The sequence below is a fragment of the Aminobacterium sp. UBA4834 genome (assembly GCF_002400205.1).
GTDB classification, from domain to species: Bacteria; Synergistota; Synergistia; order Synergistales; family Aminobacteriaceae; genus Aminobacterium; species Aminobacterium mobile.
In genome coordinates this window covers 18,449-43,495 of sequence record NZ_DHFC01000017.1, presented here as the reverse complement: position 1 = coordinate 43,495, position 25,047 = coordinate 18,449, and the positions used below count along the sequence as shown (strand labels likewise).

The following is a 25,047-nucleotide window of genomic DNA, read 5'->3' as shown; positions in this document are numbered from 1 at the left end:
GGATGAAAAAAGTTAAAATTGTCTGTACTATTGGACCGGCTTGCTCTAATTATGAAATGCTTTACGCTATGGCGGAAGCGGGTATGAATGTCGCTCGATTTAACTTCAGCCATGGCTCTTATGAAGAGCATAAAGCACGACTTGATCTTATCCGGAAAGTGGAAAGAGACAGGGGACGCCCTATAGCAACGCTTCTAGATACAAAAGGACCGGAGATTAGGACCGGAACTCTTCGTGGGGGTTCTGCCTTTTTGAAGAAAGGTCAAGATATAATTCTGACCACCAGAGAGGTAGACGGTAATGAAAACGAAGTAACCGTTTATTATCCAGCTTTGTCAGAAGAAGTTACTCCAGGTCAAGATATTTTTATAGATGATGGAACTCTTCATCTCAGGGTTCAGAGAATCTCTGGGCTTGATGTCCATTGCAAGGTTATTGTAGGTGGAGAGCTTGGGGAAAGGAAAGGGGTTAATATTCCTGGAGCTAAGATATCTCTACCTGCTCTATCGGATAAGGATAAGGCCGATATACATTGGGGATTAGAGAATAAATTAGAATATATTGCAGTTTCCTTTGTTAAAAACCAGAAGGATATTATGGATGTTCGGCGGGTTATAGAAGAAGCTGGCGGCGTGATGAAAATCATTGCTAAGATAGAGACCCGCCAGGCTGTAGACTCTATTCACGAAATTTTAGATGTAGTAGATGGAGTTATGATTGCTAGGGGAGATCTTGGAGTCGAAATTCCTACAGAAGAAGTTCCTTTAGTTCAGAAGGAGATTATAGATCTCTGTCAATCTCGCGGGAAAGCTGTCATTGTGGCTACGCAAATGCTTGATTCTATGATTAGAAACCCACGCCCTACTCGAGCAGAAGCCAGCGATGTTGCAAATGCAGTTCTAGATGGGGCAGATGCTGTTATGTTGTCGGGGGAGACTGCGAAAGGGGCATATCCTCTCCCTTCTGTGGAAACCATGTATCGTATTGTATCCAGAGTAGAAAAAGATTTGGATTTATGGCAACACCCTTTACATCGAGAGCAGCTTAGTGCAGGAGTTCCTGATGCTGTGAGCGGAGCATCTGTAGAAGTGGCTCGGGAGATGAGGGCTGCCGCTATTCTTTCTTTGACCCGAAGTGGAAGTTCTGCTCAAATGGTGAGCAAGCACCGTCCTCCCTGTATTATTGTGGGGGCGACTCCCGTTTTGCGAACATGGCGTGAGCTTTCTTTATATTGGGGAGTGGAACCTCTTTTGGTAGAGGAAATCAATGATCAGGGGCAAGCTGTGGATAATGCTCTGTCTGCTGCTCTTGAAGGGGGATTTGTCAAGGAAGGAGACTTGGTTGTAGTTACAGCTGGAGTCCCCATGGGCATTCCTGGCACTACCAATATGTTACAGGTCCATACAGTGGGCCACATTTTGGTGAAGGGGCTCTCTCTTCTTAAGAAAGAAGCGTATGGATTTGTCCGGACAGCCCGCTCGGCGGAAGAAGCGAATCAAAAAATGCGACAAGGGGATATTCTTGTGGTAGAGCAAACAGATAAAGATTTTGTTCCAGCTATGGGGAAAGCCGCTGCTATTATAACGGAACAGGGAGGGCTTACCAGTCATGCAGCTATCGTAGCTCTTGAACTTGGCATACCTTGTGTGGTGAGTGCAGCAGATGCCCTTGCCACCCTTCATGACGGTATGGCTGTAACAGTAGATGGGGTGCGAGGCGTTGTATATGCTGGCAGTGTTCGATTGAGAGCATAAGGAAAATATCTTAATGAAAAGTACAGAGGGAAATAGAGCATATAGCTTTATGGCGGCTTCTTTCCCGAGATGGGAGGAATTTCTCCTGCATAAAGATCGTTTGAGTGCTGTACTCGTTCCTCTCTTTAAGAAAGGGAAAGATGTGCAGGTGTTGTTCTTGGAACGCCCTCTTTTCTTGAAAGATCATGGAGGAGAAATGTGTTTCCCGGGGGGAGAACGAGAGGTTAATGATAGAGGTCCTTTAGAGACAGCTCTCCGGGAAACAGAGGAAGAGATAGGGCTCTCCCCTCAATTTGTTCAACCAGTATGTATAATGAGCCCTCAACACACCGTGAAAAGTGGATTTACCATTTATCCTGTTGCGGGAGTTATTCGGGGTCGATCACCATTGAGCGACTTGCGTTTTTCTCCTGGAGAAGTGGCGGACTTTGCTTTGTGGTCTCTTGATTCTATCCCAGATAATTCTCAGACTTATCGGGTCCTTCACGATAATGGCAAAATTTTTGAGACACCTCAATATACCCTCCCAGATGGGAGGATCATTTGGGGAGCAACAGCCTTTATCCTTAGGCGATTTATATATTTTATACGCAAGGGAGATATGTATTCATGCCTTTAATTGGTGCTCATGTTTCCATTGCTGGAGGGCTAGAACATGCCATAGAAAGAGGAGAAGCTTTAGAATGTGAAGCGATCCAGATTTTTTCAAAGAATCAACTCCAATGGCATAGTGCTCCGATTTCAATTTCTCGGGCAGAGAGATTCCTCCATGCGTGGAAAAATAGTTCCATCCAATCAGTAGTTGTCCACGCATCATATCTTATCAATCTAGCCTCTCCGGATGAGACCAGGGCTAAGAGTGTTGTTGCTTTAATAGAAGAGGTAGAACGTTGCGATATGCTCGGAGTAGAAGAACTGGTGGTGCATCCAGGCTCTTCGCGGGGAACACCCAAAGAAGATGGTTTGGAACGCCTGGCAAAAAGTCTTAAAGAAGTTATTCATGCCACGTCTATGATGAGAGTTAGAATTTTGCTTGAAACTATGGCGGGGCAAGGAAGTATACTTGGAAGCTCTCTTGATGAATTACAGTTTGTTTTAGATAGAATAGGGTATACTGAAAAATTGGGGGTATGTCTTGATACGTGTCATCTCTTTGCAGCGGGACACGAACTCAGAACAGAAGAGGCATATGGGCGGTTTGTCGCAACTCTTATGGGCAAAATAGGACTTGAACGTATTGGTTGCTGGCATTTAAATGATAGTGAACATGTAAAGGGAAGCCGCTTAGATCGGCACCAGCATATAGGAGACGGAGAGTTAGGGCTCTCCCCTTTTTCTTTTATAGTGAACGATCCTCGCTGGGACCATGTTCCGGCTCTTCTTGAGACGCCCCAAAATGGAATAGGAAATGAGGGGAATTTAACAATCTTACGTAAATTAAGGGGAAGGTAGGGATTCTCATGAGCCTCTGGCCCCGCCTTATGGTATATCACGATAAAATAGCTCATAATGCGGCAAGGATAGTTTCCTTGTGTCGCCAATGGAATATTGGCATTTATGGGGTTACGAAAGGGATATGCGCACAGAAAGACATTGTACGAATCCTTCTGGAAAATGGGTGTGAAGGCGTGGCAGATAGCCGTATAGAGAATGTCTATCGTATGAAAAAAGAAATGGGTGTTACTATCCCAATTATGATGCTCCGGACCCCGATGTTAAATGAAGTTAGCGAGGTTGTGGAATATTGCGATAGTTCCGTTGTATCTGAGGTCGAGACAATTAGAGCCTTGGACCAGGAATGTAGTTTTCATGGGAAGCAAGATTATAAAGTCCTTCTGATGATTGATCTAGGGGATCTACGGGAGGGCATTTGGCCGGATGAATTAGAGAATATAACCGCTGCTTTTAAAAAATGTCGATATGTACACTGTATGGGAGTGGGAGCAAACTTTGCCTGTTTTGGAGGGATCTTACCCTCTTCGGATAAGCTACGGGAATTAGGGTGCCTCTCCCAGCAGTTGGAAGGCCAATTGGGTTATCCTATGAAGCTTTGTTCTGGTGGAGCAACTTCATCCTTGTTTTTGCTGGAGGATGGGACGATGCCTCGATGTGTTAATTCGCTCCGTATTGGCGAAGGTATATTTTTAGGGACAGATTCCTCAGGGATGAGAGTAATTCCTTATTTGCATCAGGGAACAATGGTTCTTGAGACAGAGATAATAGAAATAAAACGCAAACCTAGTTTGCCACAGGGCAGGGCGATGGCCAATGCTTTCGGTGAGATCCCTGCTTTTACAGATAGAGGATGGCGGTTGCGAGCAATAACTGCGGTAGGAAGACAAGATGTTAAAATCGAGGGATTAGCTCCTCTGGAAAAGGGGATAGAGATTCTTGGGGCTACCAGTGACCATATGGTGCTTGATGTAGAAGAATCTGAACGACAGCTGCATGTTGGAGACAGGCTCCATTTTTCTGTCGATTATAGTGCTATGTTAGCTCTTACCACGTCTCCCTATGTTTCTGTACATATGATAAGGTAATTTTGTTTGCCATCTCAGGTTGAGAGTGGAGGAAAAAGGATGCTCGATTTTTTTCGTTGGCACGATCTTTTAGACATAATTATTATAGCGGTGATTATTCATCGCCTTTTATTGCTTCTGGTCGGCACCCGCGCAATGCAGCTTGTGAAGGGGTTGCTTATATTAGGAGTCGTAGCTTCTTTGGCCAGGTTTTTTGAACTGAAAACGTTGTCGTGGTTTTTGGGGAAAGTTTTAGGAGTATTGATCATAGCTATCCCGATCGTGTTTCAACCGGAACTTCGTAAAATGTTGGAAGAATTGGGACGAGGCAATATATGGAGACGCAAAAGGGCTCAAAAGAGAGCTGAGGCTTTGAGTCAGGAAATCACTCGTGCATTAGGGTATCTTAAAGGACAGAAAATCGGAGCACTTATGGTGCTTCAGAGAGAAACAGGGTTGAAAGATTTCTGGAGTACGGCTGTTAAATTGAATGCTGAAATTTCGCAGGAACTTCTTATAGCTATTTTTTGGCCGGATAACCCCCTCCATGATGGGGCTGTTATTGTGGATCGAGACATGATTATATCTGCAGGGACCTACCTCCCTTTAACTGAAAATACAGATCTTTCTCGTTGGATAGGGACTCGTCATAGAGCTGCTCTTGGAGTGTCGGAGGTATCTGATGCTATAGCTTTGGTGGTTTCAGAAGAGCGAGGAGAGATATCTCTAGCTATTAATGGGCATCTCTCCAGAAATTTAAAAGAGAATCAAGTGTATAAACTTCTTCTCCACTACTTTGGCGCAGAAGAGAAAGAGAAACGATCTATCCTTGATCGGGTACAAGAAGATATTCGTTCTTTGTGGCAATAGGGATGGGAATAAGGAGGTCGTTGTATGTTGGCGCCAGAATCAAAAAAAATTGATGTTCTCTTAACTTCTCCTCATTTCCTGAGGATTATTTCTGTGGTTATAGCTATACTTCTCTGGTTCTATGTAGCAGGAGATCGGGGAGGAGAAGTTGTTAGAACCTTCCGTTGCCCGGTGGATTTTTCTAATGTTCCTCAACAAACTATATTGAGAGCAGAAACTCGGGAAGTGGAAGTAAGCGTGTCCGGTAGCCGAACTATGCTTGATGGGCTTAAGCAAGGATCAATTCTTTGTGAGGTAGACACAAAAGGGCTTTCCCTTGGAAAATATCGACTTGCTGTTCGTGCTATAGTTCCTAAAGATGTTAAAGTCGTGGGTATTAATCCAGCACAAATAGCTATAGAGATGGTACGATATATCGATCGTATGATCCCAGTAGATGTTGTCGTAAAAGATGGATTGCCTCCAGGTCTTTATCTTGAATCGGTCCACATCACACCTAAGGATGTAACAGTACGAGGGGTGGAAAAAGATTTAGCGCGAATTAAGGGTGTTCGTATTACCCCTACCCTTGATCAATTAAAGAGTGGTGAGGATGTTGTTTTGCCGGTGGAAGTAAACAAATCTGAAGTTTTTGAAGACCAGATTGATATAGATCCCAAGGAAGTTCACTTGACAGCTGTACTAGCCAAAGGGCTTCCGAAGAAGAAAGTTCCAGTTAATGTCCAAGTTATAGGAGAGCCGAATTCGGACTTCTCAGTAAAGGCCATAATAGTAGAGCCTTCGGAAGTGGAGGTTGAAGGGCCCTATAATAAATTAGAAGCTTTGCCGAAGGTTGAGACCGAGACCATTGATATCACAGGGTTGTCTCAGGAACAAAGTATGATTGTGCCGCTCAAGCCTATTGACGATGGAACTTTAAAATATGCGGGTGCATCTTCTGTACGGGTAAATATATTACTTAAGCCTTTTACGGTCTCAAAACTTTTGACAAATGTAGCTGTAGAGGTGGAAGGGAATAGTATCTATCCAGGGTGGAAAGTGGATCCTTCTGCTGTGAATATTACTATTGAGGGGACGCCGTCGGAAGTAGAAAAAATAGACGAATCGAATTTCCCTATTCAGCCCTATGTGAATGTAACGAATATTGTGTCAAGAAAATTAATGGTTCCTGTACAGGTTAGAAATACTTCACGGAGCATTCATGTTGTCAAGGTTGAACCTTCTCGCGTAACAGTGCGGGCGGACGTGGAGTAAGAAAAGAGGAGCGGGGAAGGTGAACAGGTTTGGAAGAGAGTGAAAAAAAGGTTCGCTGCCTTTTCGGTACAGACGGTGTTAGGGATGTAGCCAACAGAGGGGTCATGACTCCAGAAATGGCATTGCGTCTAGGAAGATCTTACGTGCTGTATTTAACGGAAAGGGGTGTTCCTCGTCCCCGGATTGTTATTGGACGGGATACCCGTAGGTCAGGGAATATGCTTGTGAATGCTCTTGTGGCAGGAATGCTTTCTGCGGGAGCGCAGGTTTTGTCCCTAGGTGTTATACCTACGCCTGGAGTGAGTTTTGCAATAAAACAGGTAAAAGCGCAAGGCGGTGTGGTTGTGAGCGCATCTCATAATCCAGCAGAATATAACGGCATTAAGTTTTTAAACAGTGATGGGCACAAGTTATGCGATGATGCTGAAGCTTCCATTGAGGAATACCTTGGCGATAATCTTATAGATGACTGGCGTCCTACAGGAGCTTCTATTGGGGAGGTTGTAGAGCGTCCTGATATCGCGCAATCGTATGCACGGTGGCTCGCTTCTCTTGCCTCGTCTATTCCCCTCCTAGATAGTCGGATCGCCTTTGATTGTGCTCATGGTGCGGCTTCCGACATTTTACATGTTATCAATAAAAATAGAGGCGTTTCCTCTTGGATGCTTACTGGCGATGCTCCAGACGGGTTAAACATTAATGAAGGAGTGGGCGTTATGAATATGGCCCATATTGCTTCAGTAGTGAAAGAGGAAAATGCTCAGGTAGGAATAGCGTATGATGGTGATGCCGACCGAGTTTTGCTTACCGATTCTTTAGGGCGAGTTTTGGATGGAGACATTATCCTTTGGGTTTTAGCTCGCTGGCTTGCTTCTCAAAGGGAATTGGGTAGTGGCGTTGTTGCTACAGTTATGAGCAACCTCTCTCTTGAAGAGCATTTGAAGAAGGATGGGATTCAGGTTTTCCGTTGTCCGGTAGGGGATCGTTATGTACTTGAAATGATGAAACATAGGGATTCTTGCCTTGGAGGCGAACAGTCTGGGCACGTTATAATTAGCGAGTTTACATCTACAGGAGATGGAATTTGTACAGGCTTTATTTTCCTGAGGGCATGTAGCGAATTAGGAGAAAACATAGATTCACTTGTTGATACGTTTGATCGCTATCCCCAACTCCTTCGTAATGTAGAAATTTCTAGGAGTCGTTCGGTAGATCCAGCTTTTATATCCCATATATCTCAGGAAGCAAATCAGAAGCTGATGGGGCAGGGCAGAGTCCTCATTCGACCGTCAGGGACTGAGCCTCTCATGAGGGTTCTTGTGGAGGCTAAAGATCCTCAATTAATGCGAGAAGTTTCAAAGGATCTAGTGGATCAGATACAGTTGAAGTGCTGTTAGCATTTCTTGTCTGATAGAGGCTGGAAGGAGAAATTTTTTCTTATGGGTGAATTCCAAACAGTTAGAAAATGTCTTTTCCCAGTTGCGGGATTGGGGACACGATTTTTACCCGCAACAAAAGATATTCCTAAAGAAATGTTACCGCTTGTAGACCGGCCGATTATTTCTTTTGGGGTAGAGGAAGCAGTAGCTGCTGGGTGTACAGACGTTGTCCTTATAACCAGCCGGTCAAAAAGATCTCTTGAAGATTATTTTGATCGAACTTGGGAATTAGAAAAGATATTGGAAGAACGAGGAAAGATGGATATGCTCCGTCTTGTGCGAAAAATACCTGAAATGGCTAGGGTCGTATATACGAGGCAACCTGAACCGTTAGGGTTAGGGCATGCGGTTCTGTGTGGGGAACCTTTCTGTGGCAGGGAGTATTTCGGAGTCATACTTCCTGATGATGTGATGGTAGCCCAGCCTTCAGTTCTTTCCCAGTTGATTGCTGTCCATGAAAAATGGGGTGGAAGTGTTATAGCCTTGGAAGAAGTTCCTTCTGAGGAGACAGCTCGCTATGGAGTTGTTCAGGCAGAAAAAGTGTCAGAAGGCCTCTTCAAAATTCACGATCTTGTGGAGAAACCCTCGCCTGAAAAAGCGCCGAGCAATTTGGCGATTATGGGGCGTTATATTCTTGCTCCAGAAATTTTCTCCATTCTTAAGAATACAAAACCTGGTGCAGGAGGTGAAATTCAACTTACAGATGCATTAAGACAGCTAGCAAAAGAACAACAGTTATGGGGTGTCGTGTATAAAGGGCAACGGCTTGATTGTGGAACACAAAAGGGCTGGCTCAAGGCTAACGTGGAGATGGCTCTCAAAGACCCAGACCTGCGGAAATTAGTGTTAGAAAGTGTGGAAAACTATGAAAGGGGTGAGAAATGTACAAATAGCGAAAACAAATAAACGTGCTGAGGCAATAAAAAATTATTGCGGGAGAAGGTAGCGCCAGGACTGGTTTTTATGGCCAGTTGACGAGGTTGGGGGATTATCGAATATTCGGCGGATGCCCCCATGGCTCTGAAAGCCAAGCCAATAAACTGTTCTACAAAACCGGGGAGCGATCTCCGGGACAATAAGAACAGATGGTTTTCGTGTGCCTGTACGAAAGGCGGTGCACTGTTCAGTGTGTGGGATTGTTGGATATGTAGGGCAGCGTAATGCGCCAGATATTCTTATAGATGGCATGAAGCGCTTGGAGTATCGAGGGTATGATTCGGCTGGAATTGCTGTAAACAACGGTAAAGATATTCAGGTGCTCAAAGAGGTGGGAAAGGTTTCTGAGCTTGAAAAGGCTATCTCTACCCGTAGTATCGGTGGGCATCTTGGCATTGGCCATACTCGTTGGGCTACCCACGGTGGTGTAACTCAGGTCAATGCTCATCCTCATAGCGACTGCAAAAGGCAGATTGTTTTAGTACATAATGGAATTGTCGAAAACTATATTGAAATAAGAAAAGCACTTGAATCAGAGGGCGTTTCTTTCTTAACTGAAACAGATACGGAAGTAGTTGCCCAGCTTCTTGCTAAAATTTATGGAAGTAAAAAAGATATGGTTCAGGCTTTGGTGGAGCTAGGAGCTCAGTTAAGGGGTTCTTTTGCGCTAGCTATTCTCGTTAAGGACATGCCAGATACGATCTATTGTGTTAGAAAGGGTTCTCCTCTCATTGTGGGTAACGGTGAGGGAGAGGCTTTTTGTGCTTCCGATGTCCCTGCTCTCCTGCCATATACGCAAAATGTGTACTATATGAACGACGGGGATATTGCCTGTCTCTCCCCAAAGGGAGTGTCCTTTTGGGATGAGTCTGGTTCAATTATAAAAAAAGAATTCCATCGTATAGAATGGGATCTTTCCATGGTAGATAAATGTGGCTATCCGCACTTTATGCTTAAAGAAATCAATGAGCAGGGTGCTGTTTTAAGGAGTTCTCTAGAGGGGCGTATCTACAATTCAAAAGTGGATCTTTCCAAGGAGCTCCATGTTCCCGCTTCTTCGGTTCAAAAGTGGAGGCGCCTCCATATCGTGGCATGTGGTACTTCGTTTTATGCGGCACTGGTAGCGGAAAGGCTTCTTGAGGAGATTACGGACCTAGATATTCGTGTGGATGTGGCTTCTGAGTATCGATACAGACCTCTTTCTATAGGAGAAGATACGTTGGCGATTTTTGTATCTCAATCTGGAGAGACAGCGGATACTCTTGCTGCAGAGCGGATGGCTAAAAGTCGAGGAGCCCGATGTTTGGCGGTGACGAATGCTCAAGGATCATCTTTGGCTCGAGAAGTAGACGATGTCCTCTTGCTGAAAGCAGGCCCTGAAATAGGAGTAGCAGCTACGAAAACGTTTACCGGGCAGCTTGCGGTGCTATACGTGCTCGCTATCTATATTGCTAAACTGCGTGGGACTCTCTCTTCAGTTGAGGAGAAAAGGCTTGTAGATGGTCTTCAGAAATTGCCATATCAGATAGAGGGGATACTGGAACGACAGGAAGAGCTTCGACGTATAGCTGAGAGATATGCAACATCTCGGGATCTTCTCTATCTCGGTCGTGGCCGTTCTTTCCCCATAGCGTTAGAAGGGGCGTTGAAGTTAAAAGAAATATCATATGTGCATGCTGAAGCTTACGCTGCCGGCGAGATGAAACATGGTCCTATAGCTCTGCTTGAAAAGGATGTACCAGTGGTAGTGATTGCTCCACGGGATAAACTTTATGAAAAAGCTTTTTCGAATATTTTAGAAGCGAAAGCCAGAAAGGCTCCAATTTTTACTATAGGTACTTTGGGGGATAAAAACGTAGATGAAATATCAGATCATGTTTTTTCTGTGCCTCAAACAGAAGAGGAGCTAACTCCTTTTATGACGGTTATTCCGTTGCAGATTTTTGCATATTATATGGCTCGTGTACGGGGATGCGACATCGATCAACCTCGTAATTTGGCCAAAAGCGTTACAGTCGAGTAATAAAGCTCTTTTGCAGTAAAGTAAAGGCTTCTGCCTCGTGTATTTAGGTAGAAGCCTTTTTGTTATATACCTATCTTTTCTTTGTGGAGACTACTTTTGTAGAGGCTCTTTGGTAGCAGGGTAATATATTCTAATGTGAGTCATATTGTAAAGAGCCTTATCTTGCCGACCAGAAACAGAAGGGAAAAATTGCCATGGGCCACCATCTAAACGGCAGAGAATGAGAGGTCGGCGTTCATAGGTGGACCATATATCCCAAAGCTTGTCTTGAAGTTGCGTGCCAGGGATTAGACCGTCTGAGAAAAGAGGTGTCGTACCCACTAGGATATTATGACTCGTAGAAGCAATAATCATCCATTGGGTCAATTGCCAAGCAGAAGCCATTTCAGAAGAGGCACCGTGAAGGAGAGGCATGATCTGAAACCCTCCAATTTCTCCCCGAGGTGATGTGCTTATATCGATGACTCCTGTATGGTTAGCTCGTATGCGACTTCCTCGTTGGAAGAGGGTTCCTTCAAAACGGCCGGTCCCGTAAATTGGACGAATGACTCTAGCTATGATTTGAGGTCCTTGAGAGTACCAAGCGATAATACGACCACCTGGACGATTTTCTATATCCACGATGTACGGAAGAGAGGCTGTTTCTTCCACAGGAATAACAAGAATATCGCCCTCTACGGGCATATTCTCACAAGAGAGAAGAGCCTGTCTATCGTCTGGGCGGCGGACATAAACCTTTGTACCTACAGGTGGTGCCCATCCGCCGAAAATTCCTGTACCGGCATCAGAACGTACAGTAAAAAAAGTTTTTTTCCCTGCCGCTGGAGCTACAGTAGTCTGAGGTAAAATGCTGATGGTCCGGCCTTTCTCATCTTCGATGGAGCAGAGTAAATGTATAGCATTAACAGCTGAAGCACATACTGTCCCTGGCTTACCCCACCCGCTGGCTGTGTAACTGGGCCATCGGGTTGTTTCTGGTATGGACGAAATGGTTCCCAAGTCTGTTTTGGAGCCGTCAGGTCTTATAGCATATGCAGAAGCGCCAATTTTGCAGGGTATGTAAAGTGTGTATAGTAACGTTTCTGCTGCAACACAGGAGGGGAGGGTAGCTAATAGATAGAGAGAAAAAGTCATAACGAATATTTTTTTGAGATGACGCATATATTCTATCCCTTCTTTCACCGTTAACGTTGTTATAGTCTATTATAAGGAAATATCAAAAGATAAACAGCTTTTTAGAAGACTATTTGAGAGGTGATTTTTAAAATGAACATTCAAAAGATGCTTTCGGCGGCACGAGGAGAGCTTCCATGCGACCTTGTAATCAAAAATAGCCGCATCGCTAATGTGTTCAGCTTAGATTATGAACAAGCCGATGTAGCTATATATGATGGTACCATCGTGGGGGTAGGTAAGGGGTATAAAGGTTTAATGGAAGTCGATGCAGAGGGGGCCGTTTTAGCTCCGGGCTTTATTGAAGGGCATTGCCATATAGAAAGCACGATGCTTACTCCAGCTGGATTTGCCGAGATGGTGTTGCCTTGCGGCACAACAACGGTAGTGGCTGACCCTCATGAAATAGCTAATACCTGCGGTATGAAGGGATTAGAATACATGTACCTTGAATCTCGTGACCTTCCTATCGATATTTATTTTGCGGCGCCTTCTTGTGTACCGGCATCTCCTTTTGAAACCCCCAAAGAGCCATTGGACGCACTCGCTATTAAAAACTCTTATGAGGAAGGCTGGTGCAAGTCATTAGGCGAAGTGATGAATTATCCAGGAGTTATTCATGGAGAAGAGAGCGTTTGGGGGAAAATTTTGGTATCATGGAATAAGGTACGAAGTGGACATGCTCCCGGTGTGACAGGAAAGGATTTGTGTGCATATCTGTTAAGTGGATGCGCTAGTGATCACGAAAGTTCTACTTGTAAAGAGGGCGTAGAGAAGTTGCGAAGGGGAATGTGGCTTATGATTCGTCAAGGAGCGACTGAGCATAACCTTCAAGAACTTCTACCTATTATCAAAGAGAACGAAGCTCGATCCTCTCATGCCATGTTTGTAAGTGATGATCTTACAGCGAACCACATAGAAACATGTGGTCACTTGGATCAAAAGGTCCGCCTTGCGATAGAAGCAGGGCTTTCTCCTCTCACAGCTCTTCGTATGGTTACCTTATCACCAGCGCAATATTTTAGGCTATGGGATCGAGGCGCAATTGCACCAGGCTATAAAGCAGATATGGTATTACTAGATAGTTTGGAAAATTGTCAGCCTATACATGTTTGGAAAAATGGAGAGTTTGTTGTGCGTAACTCCGCCCTGTTGAATGTGCCATTTCCCAGATGTCATTCGTATCCGTTAGCGTCAAGAGCTTTACACATCCCATCTCTTGAAGAAATTCGCGTAAAATCGTCTTTATCCTCTCAAATACGGGTATTGGGACTCAAAGCAGGACAAGTAGTTACAGATCATCGTATAGAGACCCCTACTGTTCACAAAGGGCAGATTGTAGCTGATGCAAATAGAGATCTGGCGAAGATAGTGGTTGTAGATAAAAATAGTGGGAGCAATCGCTTTTTTGTAGGGTTTGTTATGGGACTTGGTATTAAAGAGGGGGCTATTGCATCTTCTGTCGCGCATGACGCTCATAACTATATTGCTGCTGGTATGGATGATATATCCATACGCTATGCCCTTAACGAGTTATCCTATCTGGGGGGAGGGTTGCTAGCCGTTCGTGGACAAAAGACGATAGCAGATCTCCCTCTTCCAGTAGGAGGTCTGATGAGCGATGGTTCTGCCAGAGATGTTATTAATGGTTTGAATGAAGTGGAGAAAGGGGCTCTTTCTCTTGGAACAAAGCTGCCCCATCCTTTTATGGCCATGAGTTTTTTATCGCTTAGTGTCATTCCTGAATTAAAAATTACTGACCAGGGATATGTGGATCTTAATAGAGGAGGGGCAATGTCACTTTTTGCGGAGGATAAGTAGAAGAAGCAAACCTGGGATGAGGGGAGCCCAGGCAATCCATTTTGCTACGTAGATGAATAAATAAAAAGAAGTGGTAGCAAGCCCCGCAAAAAAGAGGAAAAGGGCTATGGAAATAAGCATTTTCCCTTTACCTTTAGATCGATAACCTATAGTTGCGAGAATAAGTGATAGAATAAAAAAAGCAACATTGCAAATAAGCAATGTTTTTGCAGGCATTAAAAAAGAGTTGAAAGCTCTAAACATAATTGTCCCCCCAGGTAAGAGCAGAATTCTCTTTTAGTATATAGCTAACTTTGTGTATTGACATTCAAGAAAGATAATGTTTTTCTTATAAAAAAAGAGAAACTTTTGAAACCAGTTCTTGACATGACAGAAACCTCTGCTAGTATATTTACCGGCGTTCATACTGGGGTGTAGCCAAGACGGCAAGGCGGCGGACTTTGGATCCGTGATCGCTGGTTCGAATCCAGCCACCCCAGCCATTTTAGGATTTCAGCAAGGGGGACCGTTGGTTCCCCTCTTTTGTGCTTTTTAACCGACAGAAAAGGGGATGGGGACGTGTCTAATCATCGCTCTATAGGGGTATTAATTCTCGCTGCGGGGAAAGGAACGAGAATGAAAAGTGATTTACCCAAAGTGCTGCAACCAATTTTAGGAGAGCCCCTTCTTTTTTATCCTCTTCGGGCAGTGCATAACGCAGGTCTTTCTGACGTAGCAGTAGTTATTGGACATGGTGGTACGAACGTGGAGTCGTATCTCTCTGTAGCATGTCCAAACGTTTGTTCCATTTGGCAACATGAGCAGTTAGGAACTGGGCATGCTGTTCAAGTAGCTAGAGAGTGGTGGAGTTCTTTTTCAGACGTACTGGTTATACCTGGCGATGCCCCTCTGTTACAGCCTGATTCCTTATCCCTTTTAGTTCGTACCCATCTTGAGTCTTCTTCTCTGTGCACTTTTGCCAGTTTTCACGCTAAAAATCCTGCCGGATATGGAAGAGTTACCCGTACTAACGGTGCTATTTCGATCATAGAAGAAAAAGATGCAACTCCAGAGATAAGAAAAATAACTGAAGTCAATAGCGGGATATACCTCTTTAATACTTTGGCTTTGGCTTCTCATATAGACTCTTTGGCAAATGAGAATGCGCAAAAAGAATATTACCTTCCTGATGTGGTAGGACTTCTATCAGATCAAAAGCAGCATGTAGAGGCTGTTTGTTTCGACAATGAAGAAGATTTTCAAGGAGTCAACAGCCCTGTACAATTAGCAGCGGTTACTGCTATTGTAAGAAAACGCATAGTGCACTATTGGATGGAGTTAGGGGTAAAATGTCCCAGTCCGGATACTGTTTTTATCGGACCGCGGGTTTCTTTTAAAGGGGACGTTTGGATAGATCCCTTTGTTCAACTTTATGGTTCCACTGAAGTAGGAGAAGGGAGCTACATTGGCAGCCACACAATTCTTCGCGATACGAAAATAGGTCAATTTGTAGATATTATTCACTTTGTTTCAATTCAGTCTAGCTGTGTAGAAGATCATGCTACAATTGGCCCGTTTGCTTTTATTCGAGATAATGCTTGTGTTGGTGAAAAAGCTTTTGTAGGTAAGTTTGTTGAGATAAAGAAAAGCACCATTGGTTCTGGGAGCAAGGTTCCGCACCTTTCTTATATTGGCGATGCTCAAATTGGTTGCGATACTAATATTGGGGCAGGAACTATAACATGTAATTATGACGGAACCAACAAAAACCCGACGCATATAGGAAATAGATGCTTTGTAGGTAGCGATACAATGCTTGTAGCCCCTGTCTCTCTTGGCGACAACTCCTTCACGGCAGCAGGATCTGTTATTACACAAGATGTGCCCGAGGGGGCTTTGGCTGTTGCTAGAGCTAGACAGAAAAACGTAGAGGACTGGGTTGTACGCCGTCAAGGCAACAGAAAAGAAGGGGGTAAGGAGTGATGGGTTCCAGTTCCAGGGATCTAAAAATCTTTTCGGGAACCGCCCATCCGGAGTTCGCCAGAAGAATCTGCGCGGAGCTGGGGGTAGAGCTTTCCCGGGCCAAACATTACTGCTTTTCAGATGGAGAAATAGGGCTATCGATTGAAGAAAGTGTTCGAGGAGCAGATGTTTTTGTAGTTCAACCTACGTGTGAACCGGTGAATGATAATCTTATGCAACTCTTTATTATGTTAGATGCTTTGAAAAGGGCATCTGCTTATCGTATTAACGTGGTAACTCCTTATTTTGGATACGCTCGTCAAGATCGTAAGACAAAGGCTCGTGATCCTATATCTGCCAAACTCGTGGCTAACCTGATGGAGCATAGCGGTGCTTGTCGGTTAATCACGGCTGATTTACATGCAGGGCAGATCCAGGGCTTTTTTGATATTCCTGTGGATCATCTTACTGGCGTTCCCCTTCTGGCTAACTATTTTAAAGAGAAGTTCCCCAGCGAGATAAAGAGGGAAGAAGTAGTAGTTGTAGCTCCAGACGTTGGAGGAGTGGTTCGTGCACGTCGTTTTGCAGTGACTCTCAATGCTGACTTGGCTATTGTGGATAAACGACGATCCCATGATGTGGCCAACCTTTGTGAAGTGATGGAGATCATAGGAGATGTAACGGGAAAAGTAGCTATCCTTATTGACGATATTATCGATACTGCTGGTACTATTTGCAATGCTGCGGCTGCCTTGAAAGAGCGAGGAGCAGATAAAGTGTATGCGTGTGCTACCCATGGCGTTTTGTCAGGGCCTGCTATTGAAAGATTGGAAAAAGCTGATATCGATAAGGTTATTCTTACAGATACAATCCCGTTGCCTGAAAGCAAAAAGTTAGATAAAATTACACAGTTGTCCATTGCTCCATTGTTTGCAGAAGCTATAGCCCGAGTGCATAGTGACCGCTCTGTGAGCAGTTTGTTCAGCTAATTATTTGTTCGCAGCAGCGATTTGTTTTGTAGAAGGAGGATGTTTGTAGATGGCTGACATGGTCAAGTTAGTTCTCGAGGCGAGAAATGAGAAAGGGAAAGAAGCCGTAAAGAAACTTCGGCCGACAGGATACATTCCGGCTGTTTTTTATGGCCCCGAATATAAGGAGTCTGTTCCTGTTAAGGTAAAAGCTTTGGATATTGCGGCAATCGTCCGTTCGGGACATTGGGAAACTGTTCGTTTTAATGTAACTCTTCCTGATGGCAAAGAGGAAATGTGCTTAATGAGAGATGTGCAGAAGAACTTCCTGAATGACGATATTCTTCATGTGGATTTCTTCCAGCTCATGAGAGGCCGCAAGGTTAGTATTAATGTTCCTATCGTTCTTGAGGGACGAGAGGTTTGTGTTGGCTTGAAATCTGGCGGAGTAGTAGAGCAGCTGTTATATGAGGTGGAGATAGATGTATTGCCTCAGGAAATTCCTGATTCTATCGTTATAAACGTGAAAGATCTTGATTTGAACGAGGGTGTTTACTTAAAAGAGCTTCCTCTTCCGGAAAGTGCTGAGTTGCTTGTAGACCCTGAAGATATGGTAGTTACCGTAGGCTTACCCAAGATAGAAGAAGAGCCCGAAGTCGAGGAAGAAGTGGCTCCCGGTGAAGTTGAAGTGGTGGCTAAGGGTAAGGCCAAGGAAGCGGAGGAAGAAGAGGAGTAGAATCCTTTGCGTCTCGTCGTTGGTTTAGGTAATCCAGGGCCAGAATATGCTTGGACACGTCATAATATAGGGTGGCTTGCGCTTGACCAGGTCATTCAACGTTTTTCTCTTGGCAAGTCTTCTTTGAAGTATGATGGTATGTTTTGGGGGCCACAAAAAGTAGGGGTGATGGATTGTTTGTTCTTAAAACCCCTTACCTATATGAATTTAAGTGGCAAATCGGTTTCTCAGGTATGTCATTATTATCGCATTGAACCTGAATCTGTTTTGGTGGTTAGTGATGACGTAGCCTTGCCTTTTGGCCGTTTGCGGTTGAGAATGAAAGGCTCGGCTGGAGGGCATAATGGCCTTGCCTCGGTGCTTGGTGCGCTTGGAACTCTTGACGTACCACGTCTTCGTCTAGGTGTTGGAGCTGTTCCGATGGGACGAGATATGGTTTCGTGGGTTTTGGGAACATTCCCTTCACATGAGCGAGAACAGTTGCCAGAATTCCTTCATAAAGCTGCGAATGCAGTGGAACTCTGGTTGACAGAAGAGAGTCAATTGGCCATGAGCCAAATCAATTCTAGGGATAACATAAACCCCATCAAGGGGCTGGAAGAGAAGTAGCGAAGTGGCGGGGCCTTGGTCTCGCCACTTCTTTGTTTTTGTTTGGGAAAAGGATGAGATTGAATAATGATGTTCTCCTCTACCTGTAGTCATCAAAGTGGGTATTTATGGAGTCTCAATGAAGGGGTATGGAAAAGAGGAGCCCAGGTACATTTGCCGCTAGAAGGCGGAGCTCGTCCCTGGGTTCTTGGTGGTGCGGAGGTACCTCTGCTTGTCGTATGTCCTGATCAGCGTCAAGCTGAAGATTTTGTAGCGGATTGGGACTGTTTGTGGGGGGGAGAAAAGAGCCATCTTCTTTATGAGCCTCCCCTCAGTGTAGAGGGGGTACGAAGCCAATCTCTTCGCCTTCAGCGAGGAGAGGTGTTGTTGCAATGGAAGAAAGAAGGAGGGGTCTTGGTGGCTTCTCCTGGGAGTTTGCTGTGCCCCTTCCTGACAGGAAGAGATTTTTTCCCGATCGATGTCAAGAGTGATCAGATACGAAGTACTCTTATCCGATGGCTTGAAGGGGCTGGTTATGAGAGAGTGGATTTGGTATGGGCTCCCGGTCAATTTGTTGTTCGAGGTTTTATTGTAGATATTTATGATCCGTCGTATGCTTTTCCCATACGCGTAGAGTTTTTTGATGAAGCTGTCGAAAGTTTGCGTTCTTTTCATCCCCAGAGCCAGATAAGCGCAGCGAGACTCGAGAGTGTTAGCATTCATAGTATACGTACCGCTCGAGAAATTCCTATAGATGCTATCCTTCCAGAAGAGTGTCATATTGTTCTTTTTGAACCAATGCAACTCGAAAACCAAGCTGAATCCTATCGTTGGTTGTGGGAGGATCTAAGGGAAGAAGCGCGCACAATGCCCCTTTCAGAGTGGACAGATTTGCTTGTATCCCTTTCGAAATGGCCTAAGATAAGAGTAAGTTCAGCTGTAGCTTTGTCAGAGGTGCCCGTACCTGTTCAAGAATGCCCGCATTTTAGAGGAGATGCAGAGAAATTCCGATGGAATTGCCAATATTGGAAGACTGAAGGTTTTTCTATTTATGTCTTTTCTACCGGCACTGCCTTGAAAAATGATCCTCAAATTCAATCTATAGCTCATTTTGAAGACGGTGCTCTCTCAAGAGGCTTTATAGATTCTGGAAAAAAGATAGTGGTTGTGTCCGATTTTGAGATAGCTGGCATGACTGCTACTAGAAGTAGTAAACCCTGGAGATCTGTCCCCTCTGAATGGAAAGAAAGGCTCACTGAGAACCAGCTAGTAGTCCATGAAGACTATGGAGTAGCCATTTATAGGGGGGTAGAGGAAATTACGTCTGGGGGAGAATCCTTGGACTCTCTTGTGCTTGAATTTGCCAATGATCAAAGGCTTCTTGTTCCCTTTATGCAAGTCTATAAAATATCGCCGCTTCCAGAAGATGCCACTTCTGACGTAGTTCTTGATTCTCTGCGAGGAACAAGGTGGAAAAAAGCTGTAGAGAAAACGAAGGAGAGAGTTCGAGAGGAAGTTCGAGCCCTTATTCGGCTTTATGCAAAAAGAGAAATGGTAAAAGGTTTTGCTTTCCCTCCATCTACTGATATGTATCGTCAATTTGTAGAGGCTTTTTCTTACATAGAAACGGCAGATCAACTTAAGGCAGAAGAAGATATTATAGAAGACATGGAGAGTCCCTATCCTATGGATAGACTTTTAGTAGGGGATGTGGGATTCGGCAAAACCGAAGTGGCTATGCGAGCTGCTTTTAAAGCGGCAGAGGCCGGGAAGCAAGTGGTAGTACTTGTTCCTACAACAATTTTAGCTCAACAACACTACCATACTTTTCGTAGTCGTATGAGCGGGTTCCCCATTCGAGTGGAGGTTTTATCCCGCTTTATTTCTTCATCAAAGCAGAAAAAGATTTTGGAGGATACTCGAAAGGGAGTTGTAGATATATTAATTGGGACACAACGTCTCCTTCAAAAGGATATAGAATTTGCGAATCTTGGCTTGTTGATTATAGATGAGGAACATCGGTTTGGTGTTATGCACAAAGAAAAGCTAAAAAATACGAGGGAAGGAATAGATGTTCTCACTCTTTCAGCAACCCCTATTCCACGCACACTTTCCCTCTCGTTGCGAGGATTACGGAGCTTCTCTGTTATAGCGACCCCTCCCCATAATCGTTTGCCTGTAGTAACGATGGTGGGGCCAAGACGGCGGGAAACAGTGAGACGTGCTGTTTTACGAGAGTTGAATAGAGGGGGACAAATTTTTTATGTCTCTAATCGTATCTATCGCCTTTCAGAAAAATTCTCTGAACTAAAAAGCATGTTTCCTGATGCTTCCATAGCGTTGGCTCACGGCCAAATGGTGGAAAAAGAGTTGGAAAAGACAATGCTCGATTTTTATAATGGAAAAATAAACATCCTTCTTTGTACTACTATTGTAGAAAGTGGTTTGGATATTCCTCGAGCAAACACACTTATAGTTGATGATGCTCAAGAATTAGGATTAGCCCAGATGTATCAGCTTAGGGGAAGAGTAGGTAGGCGGGAAGAAGGAGCTTTTGCATACTTTTTCTATCCAGAGCATCTCGCATTGCAAAAGGAGACGAGGGAGCGATTTGATGCTATCTCGACCTTTTCAGATGTAGGTTCGGGGTACTCGTTAGCTCTACAGGATCTGCAGATACGTGGCGGGGGAGATTTAGTAGGGACCTCGCAACATGGGCAAGAGGAGAGGACTGGGTATTATTTTTATTATAAGATGCTTGAAGAAGAAATAGCGAGGGTCCGTGGAGAATTTTTCCCTGAAGTTTCTTTGGAAAGCGAGCTTACAGGGGCAATCCCTTCAGAGTACATTCCGCAAGAAAATATTCGTATCACTCTTTATAGAAGATTGTTGAAAGAAAATGATTGGCTAGAATTGGAACATATCCGGCGAGAAGTCCGTGACCGTTTTGGCCCTTTGCCAGATCCGCTCTCCTTCCTTATAGATATGACAATGGTCAGAATTGCCGGAAGTCGAGCAGGTATTTCTTCAATAATATCAGATTTGGAGCAGACGATTGTTATCTTGAAGGCTGAAAAGCTTCGTAAATTTCTGAAGAATTGTAAGGGATGGGCTCTTTTCGAACAACGTCTTATTGGACCAGGTGGGTATAGAGGAATGGCAGATGTATCAAAAGCCATAAAAGCTCTCTTGTCTGAACGTAGAGAGGATATGGAGGTACAAGCATGAACACTTCTGTTGACGTAGCATTTGACCGATTGGTACATATTATGGCACAGCTTCGCTCTCCTGAAGGCTGCCCTTGGGATCGAGAGCAATCTTTTGAGAGTCTGAGGAGCCATATAGTAGAGGAAGCGTATGAGTTAGTTGATGCTATCACGAATAAAAATATGGACGATATAAAAGAAGAGTCAGGTGACTTACTCCTTCAAATAGTTTTCATTTCTCAGCTCGCCCAGGAGGAAGGATTTTTTGATATAAAAGATGTAATATCCGAAATTTGTGATAAGCTCATACGCAGGCACCCCCATGTTTTTGGAAAAACAAAAGTGGAAGGGAGTGCCGATGTTTTAGCTAACTGGGAGAAGATAAAAGCGACAGAGAAGGATATTCAGAAACGAGAGGACACTTCGATTTTAGCAGGTATCCCAGAGAGTTTACCTCCTTTACTTAAAGCATATCGTATACAGGCTAAGGTCGCCCATGTGGGGTTTGATTGGGAGCAGGGAAATGTGCTTCCCTTACAAGAAAAGGTGAAAGAAGAACTTCAAGAAGTGAGTGATGCCCTATCTTTAAAGGAAAGTCAAGAGAGGGTAGAAGAAGAAGTCGGAGATCTTTTCTTCGCCGTAGTGAATCTCTCAAGGCATGTAGGGGTAAACCCCGACGTAGCCTTGCAGCGAGCTAATAAAAAATTCGAATTTCGATTCCGTCAAGTAGAAAATATGGTTCATGAGGCTGGGAAAGAGTGGAACGATTATAATTTAGAAGAGCTGGATCGATTTTGGCGTGATGTAAAAGGTTCCAATTCCGCTACGGATAAGAACAAAAAGGCAAGCGACTCATCATTACTGTAATGGAGGCTGTGTGGAGTCATGAAAGATGGAAATGGAAAAAATACTGTCAAGAACGGCAAAAGTACGAAGAACCCCACGGTTCAAGGGCTTGAAGTATTAAATGCCCAGAAGGTGGGAATTACTGAGACCGCCTTGCGTGATGCTCACCAATCCCTTATGGCTACCCGGATGCGGATTGAAGATATGCTTCCTATTGCTGAACAGATGGATGAAATCGGGTACCATTCTTTGGAAGTCTGGGGAGGAGCTACCTTCGATACATGTATGCGTTTCCTAGACGAAGATCCGTGGGAAAGATTGCGAATGCTTCGGAAGAGATTCAAAAAAACGAAGTTGCAGATGCTGCTTCGGGGGCAAAATGTTGTGGGGTACCGCCATTATGCAGATGATACAGTGAGGGAGTTTGTTAAACGAGCTGTAGGAAATGGCCTTGATATCATTCGTGTTTTTGACGCTTTAAATGACTTGCGAAATATGGAGATAGCTGCTGATCAGGTCAAAAAAGAGGGGGCTCATCTCCAATTATCCATGTCTTTTACGTTATCTCCAGTTCATACCCTTTCCGCCTTTGCTGAGCTAGCTTCTCAAATGAAAGAGATGGGCGCAGACTCTATTTGTATTAAAGATATGGCTGGTTTATTGAGTCCTGTTGACGCTTCGAGACTTGTGAAAGCCATAAAGAAGAAGACGGGACTTCCCATTCAGATTCACTCCCACTATACGAGCGGCATGGCTTCCATGGCGTATCTGGCTGCCATCGAAGCTGGAGCAGATGTAGTGGATTGTGCCATATCTCCCTTCTCAATGGGGACAAGCCAACCCCCTACAGAATCTATTGCCGCAGCTCTGGCTGGCGGGGAATATGATACAGGATTAAGTTTGGACAAATTAGTGCCGGTGGCAAACCACTTTAAGTCTATTAAGGAAAAGTATAAAGATATTTTTGTGGGATTATCCGGCGTAGATATAAATGTCTTGATTTATCAGATTCCTGGCGGAATGTACTCGAATCTGGTAAGTCAGCTTAAAGAACAAAATGCGTTGGGGCGTTTACAAGAGGTGTTGCGGGAAGTTCCGAAAGTGAGGAAAGAAATGGGATATCCTCCTCTCGTTACTCCGACGAGTCAGATAGTAGGAACTCAGGCGACTCTCAATGTATTAGTGGGAGAGCGCTGGAAAATCATTCCTAAAGAGGTTCGGAACTACTTCCTCGGCTATTATGGGCGCCCTCCAGCAGATGTTGACCCTGAGATACAAAAGAAAGCCATTGGCGATGAGGCTCCTATTACGTGTCGTCCCGGAGAAAAAATCGCTCCAGAGATGGAGGAAGCAAGGGAAGCGGTGGCTCCTTGGGCGCTTCAGCCGGAAGATGCTGTTTCTTACGTTATGTTTCCAGCTGTAGCGAAGGATTTCCTTATGAAGAAATATGCAAAGAAAACGAAGAGGGATATAGGTCTTGAGACTTTTGTTGATGGAGCTGGATATCCTGTGTAGAGGGATCAAAAAACTATATGAGTGAAAATCATTTAAAAGCATCAGAACCAAAATCTTTTTCAGAAACAATAATCGTGTCGGATCAGGACATATTAGCGCGCTTTGCTGGTAATAACGATGAAAATTTTAAAACGATAGAAGAACGATTCCCTGTAAGAATTTTAGTACGGGGAGAGAAGGTGACTGTTCAGGGTCCAGATAACGATGTAGTAGAAACGGTATATCATTACATGGAAGAGTTGCTTAAAGTCGCTAAAAAAGGTCACCAGATTCTTGCTGCTGATGTTCGTTACGGGATGGATATGATTTCCATAGAAGGGCGGGTTGACCTTACCTCTCTTTACAATGATGTTATCTGTACTACGAATCGCGGCAAACCTGTGCGTCCTAAAACGGCAGGACAAAAGCTTTATATTGAAGCCATGAGAACTCACGATATTGTCTTTGCTATAGGTCCGGCAGGAACGGGGAAAACCTATCTGGCGGTATGTCATGCTGTGTCCCTGCTCAAAGCAGGAGCTATTAGTCGTATCGTTCTGGTCCGTCCAGCAGTGGAAGCAGGAGAGAGTCTCGGCTATTTGCCAGGTGATTTGCGAGAAAAAGTGGAGCCCTATGTTAGACCTCTTTACGATGCGTTTTATGATCTTTTTTCTCCAGAGCGTTTCCTAAGATATGTTGACAAAAATGTTATAGAAATAGCTCCTTTAGCCTATATGAGGGGGCGGACTTTAAATGATAGTTTTATTATTTTGGATGAGGCGCAGAATACAACTCCCGAACAGATGAAAATGTTTTTGACCCGTTTAGGTTTTGGGTCTAAAGCAGTAGTGACTGGAGATATAACTCAGATTGATCTTCCCTCGGGGAAAAAATCCGGGTTGATCGAAGTCCGAGACATTTTGGAGGGGATTGAAGGCATAGCATTTCTTGAACTGACAAATAAAGACGTTGTGCGCCATGAAATTGTGCAACGGGTAGTTAAAGCTTACGAAGAATATGAACAACGTCGTCAATAACCTTAAGCTTTCTCGCAAGTTTAAAAAAACGAAGGCGAAACTACTGGTGGGAAATGGATTCTATCGTTTTACATCAGTGGTTTTGCTTGTTTGTTTTGCTTGCTTTCTGCTTTTCGTTCGATGGTTTTTTGACACAGGACGATCGGGCTTTCTCTTAGGCAAGCCGTCGCCTCGTACATATTTTGCCATAGCTCCTATGGGATATATTGACGAAGAGAAAACACAGTTGCTTCGCTCCAAAGTGGAAGATACCATAGCTGGAGTTTTTGTGAAGGATTCCTCTGCAGTCAGGGGGATGAAGAGTCGTTTAGAGGCCTTGGAACAAGGAGACCTTCAAATGGCAACGATCTCTGCGGCTCTTAAGGACCTTTTAGCACAACTTTCAGAGCGAAAAAAAACTATAGTATTGCGATCCACTTTTAAAATAGGCCAGGAGCTTTTG

Annotated in this window: 21 protein-coding genes and 1 tRNA gene; 20 read left to right on the top strand and 2 right to left on the bottom strand. The window is 44.2% G+C overall.

Annotated elements, in window-relative coordinates:
- Positions 1-2 precede the first annotated feature (2 nt).
- From pyk to glmS, 9 genes are all read left to right on the top strand, one after another.
- On the top strand, positions 3-1,754 hold the full coding sequence (gene pyk, locus B3L97_RS05865; protein ID WP_286934545.1) for a pyruvate kinase: 1,752 nt from the start codon (positions 3-5) through the stop codon (positions 1,752-1,754).
- A 13-nt stretch (positions 1,755-1,767) separates the two neighbouring features.
- Positions 1,768-2,373, top strand: coding sequence for an NUDIX hydrolase (locus B3L97_RS05860; RefSeq protein ID WP_286934544.1), 606 nt, complete (start codon positions 1,768-1,770; stop codon positions 2,371-2,373).
- Positions 2,364-3,206: a deoxyribonuclease IV gene (locus B3L97_RS05855; RefSeq protein WP_286846306.1), complete on the top strand. Its 843-nt coding sequence runs from the start codon at positions 2,364-2,366 to the stop codon at positions 3,204-3,206. Before B3L97_RS05860 ends, B3L97_RS05855 begins: the two co-directional genes overlap by 10 nt.
- 8 nt (positions 3,207-3,214) lie before the next feature.
- Entirely contained in the window at positions 3,215-4,294 is a 1,080-nt protein-coding gene (locus tag B3L97_RS05850) for an alanine/ornithine racemase family PLP-dependent enzyme (RefSeq protein ID WP_286934543.1), read from the top strand.
- 39 nt (positions 4,295-4,333) lie between these two features.
- Positions 4,334-5,143 carry a diadenylate cyclase CdaA gene (gene cdaA / locus B3L97_RS05845; protein WP_024822444.1) on the top strand — a complete coding sequence of 270 codons (810 nt, stop codon included), beginning with the start codon at positions 4,334-4,336 and terminating at the stop codon, positions 5,141-5,143.
- 24 nt (positions 5,144-5,167) lie between these two features.
- The gene (locus B3L97_RS05840; RefSeq protein ID WP_286934541.1) at positions 5,168-6,397 is read left to right on the top strand and encodes a CdaR family protein; all 1,230 of its coding nucleotides are present in this window, start codon (positions 5,168-5,170) and stop codon (positions 6,395-6,397) included.
- A 29-nt stretch (positions 6,398-6,426) separates the two neighbouring features.
- Positions 6,427-7,794, top strand: a complete 1,368-nt coding sequence (gene glmM / locus B3L97_RS05835; RefSeq protein WP_286934539.1) for a phosphoglucosamine mutase — start codon at positions 6,427-6,429, stop codon at positions 7,792-7,794.
- A gap of 42 nt (positions 7,795-7,836) precedes the next feature.
- On the top strand, positions 7,837-8,742 hold the full coding sequence (gene galU, locus B3L97_RS05830; RefSeq protein ID WP_286934537.1) for a UTP--glucose-1-phosphate uridylyltransferase GalU: 906 nt from the start codon (positions 7,837-7,839) through the stop codon (positions 8,740-8,742).
- Positions 8,743-8,962: 220 nt separating this feature from the next.
- Positions 8,963-10,795: a glutamine--fructose-6-phosphate transaminase (isomerizing) gene (glmS, locus tag B3L97_RS05825; protein WP_286934617.1), complete on the top strand. Its 1,833-nt coding sequence runs from the start codon at positions 8,963-8,965 to the stop codon at positions 10,793-10,795.
- A gap of 90 nt (positions 10,796-10,885) precedes the next feature.
- On the opposite strand, the gene B3L97_RS05820 is transcribed toward glmS, so the two are convergent.
- The gene (locus tag B3L97_RS05820; protein WP_286934536.1) at positions 10,886-11,956 is read right to left on the bottom strand and encodes a hypothetical protein; all 1,071 of its coding nucleotides are present in this window, start codon (positions 11,954-11,956) and stop codon (positions 10,886-10,888) included.
- A 105-nt stretch (positions 11,957-12,061) separates the two neighbouring features.
- On the opposite strand from B3L97_RS05820, the gene ade reads away from it, so the two are divergent.
- A complete protein-coding gene (gene ade / locus B3L97_RS05815) occupies positions 12,062-13,789 on the top strand; it encodes an adenine deaminase (protein ID WP_286934535.1) in 1,728 nt (575 codons plus the stop codon).
- Here ade and B3L97_RS05810 read toward each other — a convergent pair.
- A complete protein-coding gene (locus B3L97_RS05810; protein ID WP_024822437.1) occupies positions 13,766-14,032 on the bottom strand; it encodes a hypothetical protein in 267 nt (88 codons plus the stop codon). The two genes, ade and B3L97_RS05810, sit on opposite strands and share 24 nt — an antisense overlap.
- A 164-nt stretch (positions 14,033-14,196) precedes the next feature.
- On the opposite strand from B3L97_RS05810, the gene B3L97_RS05805 reads away from it, so the two are divergent.
- From B3L97_RS05805 to B3L97_RS05760, 10 genes are all read left to right on the top strand, one after another.
- Positions 14,197-14,271, top strand: a tRNA-Gln gene (locus tag B3L97_RS05805).
- Between the two features lie 76 nt (positions 14,272-14,347).
- The gene (glmU, locus tag B3L97_RS05800; protein ID WP_024822436.1) at positions 14,348-15,751 is read left to right on the top strand and encodes a bifunctional UDP-N-acetylglucosamine diphosphorylase/glucosamine-1-phosphate N-acetyltransferase GlmU; all 1,404 of its coding nucleotides are present in this window, start codon (positions 14,348-14,350) and stop codon (positions 15,749-15,751) included.
- A complete protein-coding gene (locus B3L97_RS05795; protein ID WP_024822435.1) occupies positions 15,751-16,719 on the top strand; it encodes a ribose-phosphate diphosphokinase in 969 nt (322 codons plus the stop codon). Before glmU ends, B3L97_RS05795 begins: the two co-directional genes overlap by 1 nt.
- A gap of 49 nt (positions 16,720-16,768) precedes the next feature.
- On the top strand, positions 16,769-17,434 hold the full coding sequence (locus B3L97_RS05790; RefSeq protein ID WP_286846300.1) for a 50S ribosomal protein L25: 666 nt from the start codon (positions 16,769-16,771) through the stop codon (positions 17,432-17,434).
- 6 nt (positions 17,435-17,440) lie between these two features.
- Positions 17,441-18,043: an aminoacyl-tRNA hydrolase gene (pth, locus tag B3L97_RS05785; RefSeq protein WP_286846298.1), complete on the top strand. Its 603-nt coding sequence runs from the start codon at positions 17,441-17,443 to the stop codon at positions 18,041-18,043.
- Between the two features lie 66 nt (positions 18,044-18,109).
- Positions 18,110-21,250 (top strand): DEAD/DEAH box helicase, encoded by a 3,141-nt coding sequence (locus B3L97_RS05780; RefSeq protein WP_286934533.1) that lies wholly within the window; start codon positions 18,110-18,112, stop codon positions 21,248-21,250.
- Entirely contained in the window at positions 21,247-22,095 is an 849-nt protein-coding gene (gene mazG, locus B3L97_RS05775; RefSeq protein ID WP_286934531.1) for a nucleoside triphosphate pyrophosphohydrolase, read from the top strand. Before B3L97_RS05780 ends, mazG begins: the two co-directional genes overlap by 4 nt.
- 18 nt (positions 22,096-22,113) lie before the next feature.
- A complete protein-coding gene (locus B3L97_RS05770; protein WP_286846295.1) occupies positions 22,114-23,589 on the top strand; it encodes a pyruvate carboxylase subunit B in 1,476 nt (491 codons plus the stop codon).
- Between the two features lie 17 nt (positions 23,590-23,606).
- A complete protein-coding gene (locus B3L97_RS05765; protein ID WP_286846294.1) occupies positions 23,607-24,605 on the top strand; it encodes a PhoH family protein in 999 nt (332 codons plus the stop codon).
- A 46-nt stretch (positions 24,606-24,651) separates the two neighbouring features.
- The coding region (locus tag B3L97_RS05760) for a hypothetical protein (RefSeq protein WP_286934529.1) at positions 24,652-25,047 on the top strand (396 nt) is incomplete at its 3' end.

Bases quoted from the DNA above. Each gene is read 5' to 3' on its own strand.
- B3L97_RS05850 (WP_286934543.1), top strand. From the start codon at position 3,215: ATGAGCCTCTGGCCCCGCCTTATGGTATATCACGATAAAATAGCTCAT.
- B3L97_RS05770 (WP_286846295.1), top strand. From the start codon at position 22,114: ATGAAAGATGGAAATGGAAAAAATACTGTCAAGAACGGCAAAAGTACG.
- pyk (WP_286934545.1), top strand. From the start codon at position 3: ATGAAAAAAGTTAAAATTGTCTGTACTATTGGACCGGCTTGCTCTAAT.
- ade (WP_286934535.1), top strand. From the start codon at position 12,062: ATGAACATTCAAAAGATGCTTTCGGCGGCACGAGGAGAGCTTCCATGC.
- mazG (WP_286934531.1), top strand. From the start codon at position 21,247: ATGAACACTTCTGTTGACGTAGCATTTGACCGATTGGTACATATTATG.
- B3L97_RS05780 (WP_286934533.1), top strand. From the start codon at position 18,110: ATGATGTTCTCCTCTACCTGTAGTCATCAAAGTGGGTATTTATGGAGT.
- B3L97_RS05810 (WP_024822437.1), bottom strand. From the start codon at position 14,032: ATGTTTAGAGCTTTCAACTCTTTTTTAATGCCTGCAAAAACATTGCTT.
- B3L97_RS05795 (WP_024822435.1), top strand. From the start codon at position 15,751: ATGGGTTCCAGTTCCAGGGATCTAAAAATCTTTTCGGGAACCGCCCAT.
- cdaA (WP_024822444.1), top strand. From the start codon at position 4,334: ATGCTCGATTTTTTTCGTTGGCACGATCTTTTAGACATAATTATTATA.
- B3L97_RS05765 (WP_286846294.1), top strand. From the start codon at position 23,607: ATGAGTGAAAATCATTTAAAAGCATCAGAACCAAAATCTTTTTCAGAA.
- B3L97_RS05855 (WP_286846306.1), top strand. From the start codon at position 2,364: ATGCCTTTAATTGGTGCTCATGTTTCCATTGCTGGAGGGCTAGAACAT.
- galU (WP_286934537.1), top strand. From the start codon at position 7,837: ATGGGTGAATTCCAAACAGTTAGAAAATGTCTTTTCCCAGTTGCGGGA.
- B3L97_RS05790 (WP_286846300.1), top strand. From the start codon at position 16,769: ATGGCTGACATGGTCAAGTTAGTTCTCGAGGCGAGAAATGAGAAAGGG.
- B3L97_RS05860 (WP_286934544.1), top strand. From the start codon at position 1,768: ATGAAAAGTACAGAGGGAAATAGAGCATATAGCTTTATGGCGGCTTCT.
- B3L97_RS05820 (WP_286934536.1), bottom strand. From the start codon at position 11,956: ATGCGTCATCTCAAAAAAATATTCGTTATGACTTTTTCTCTCTATCTA.
- B3L97_RS05840 (WP_286934541.1), top strand. From the start codon at position 5,168: ATGTTGGCGCCAGAATCAAAAAAAATTGATGTTCTCTTAACTTCTCCT.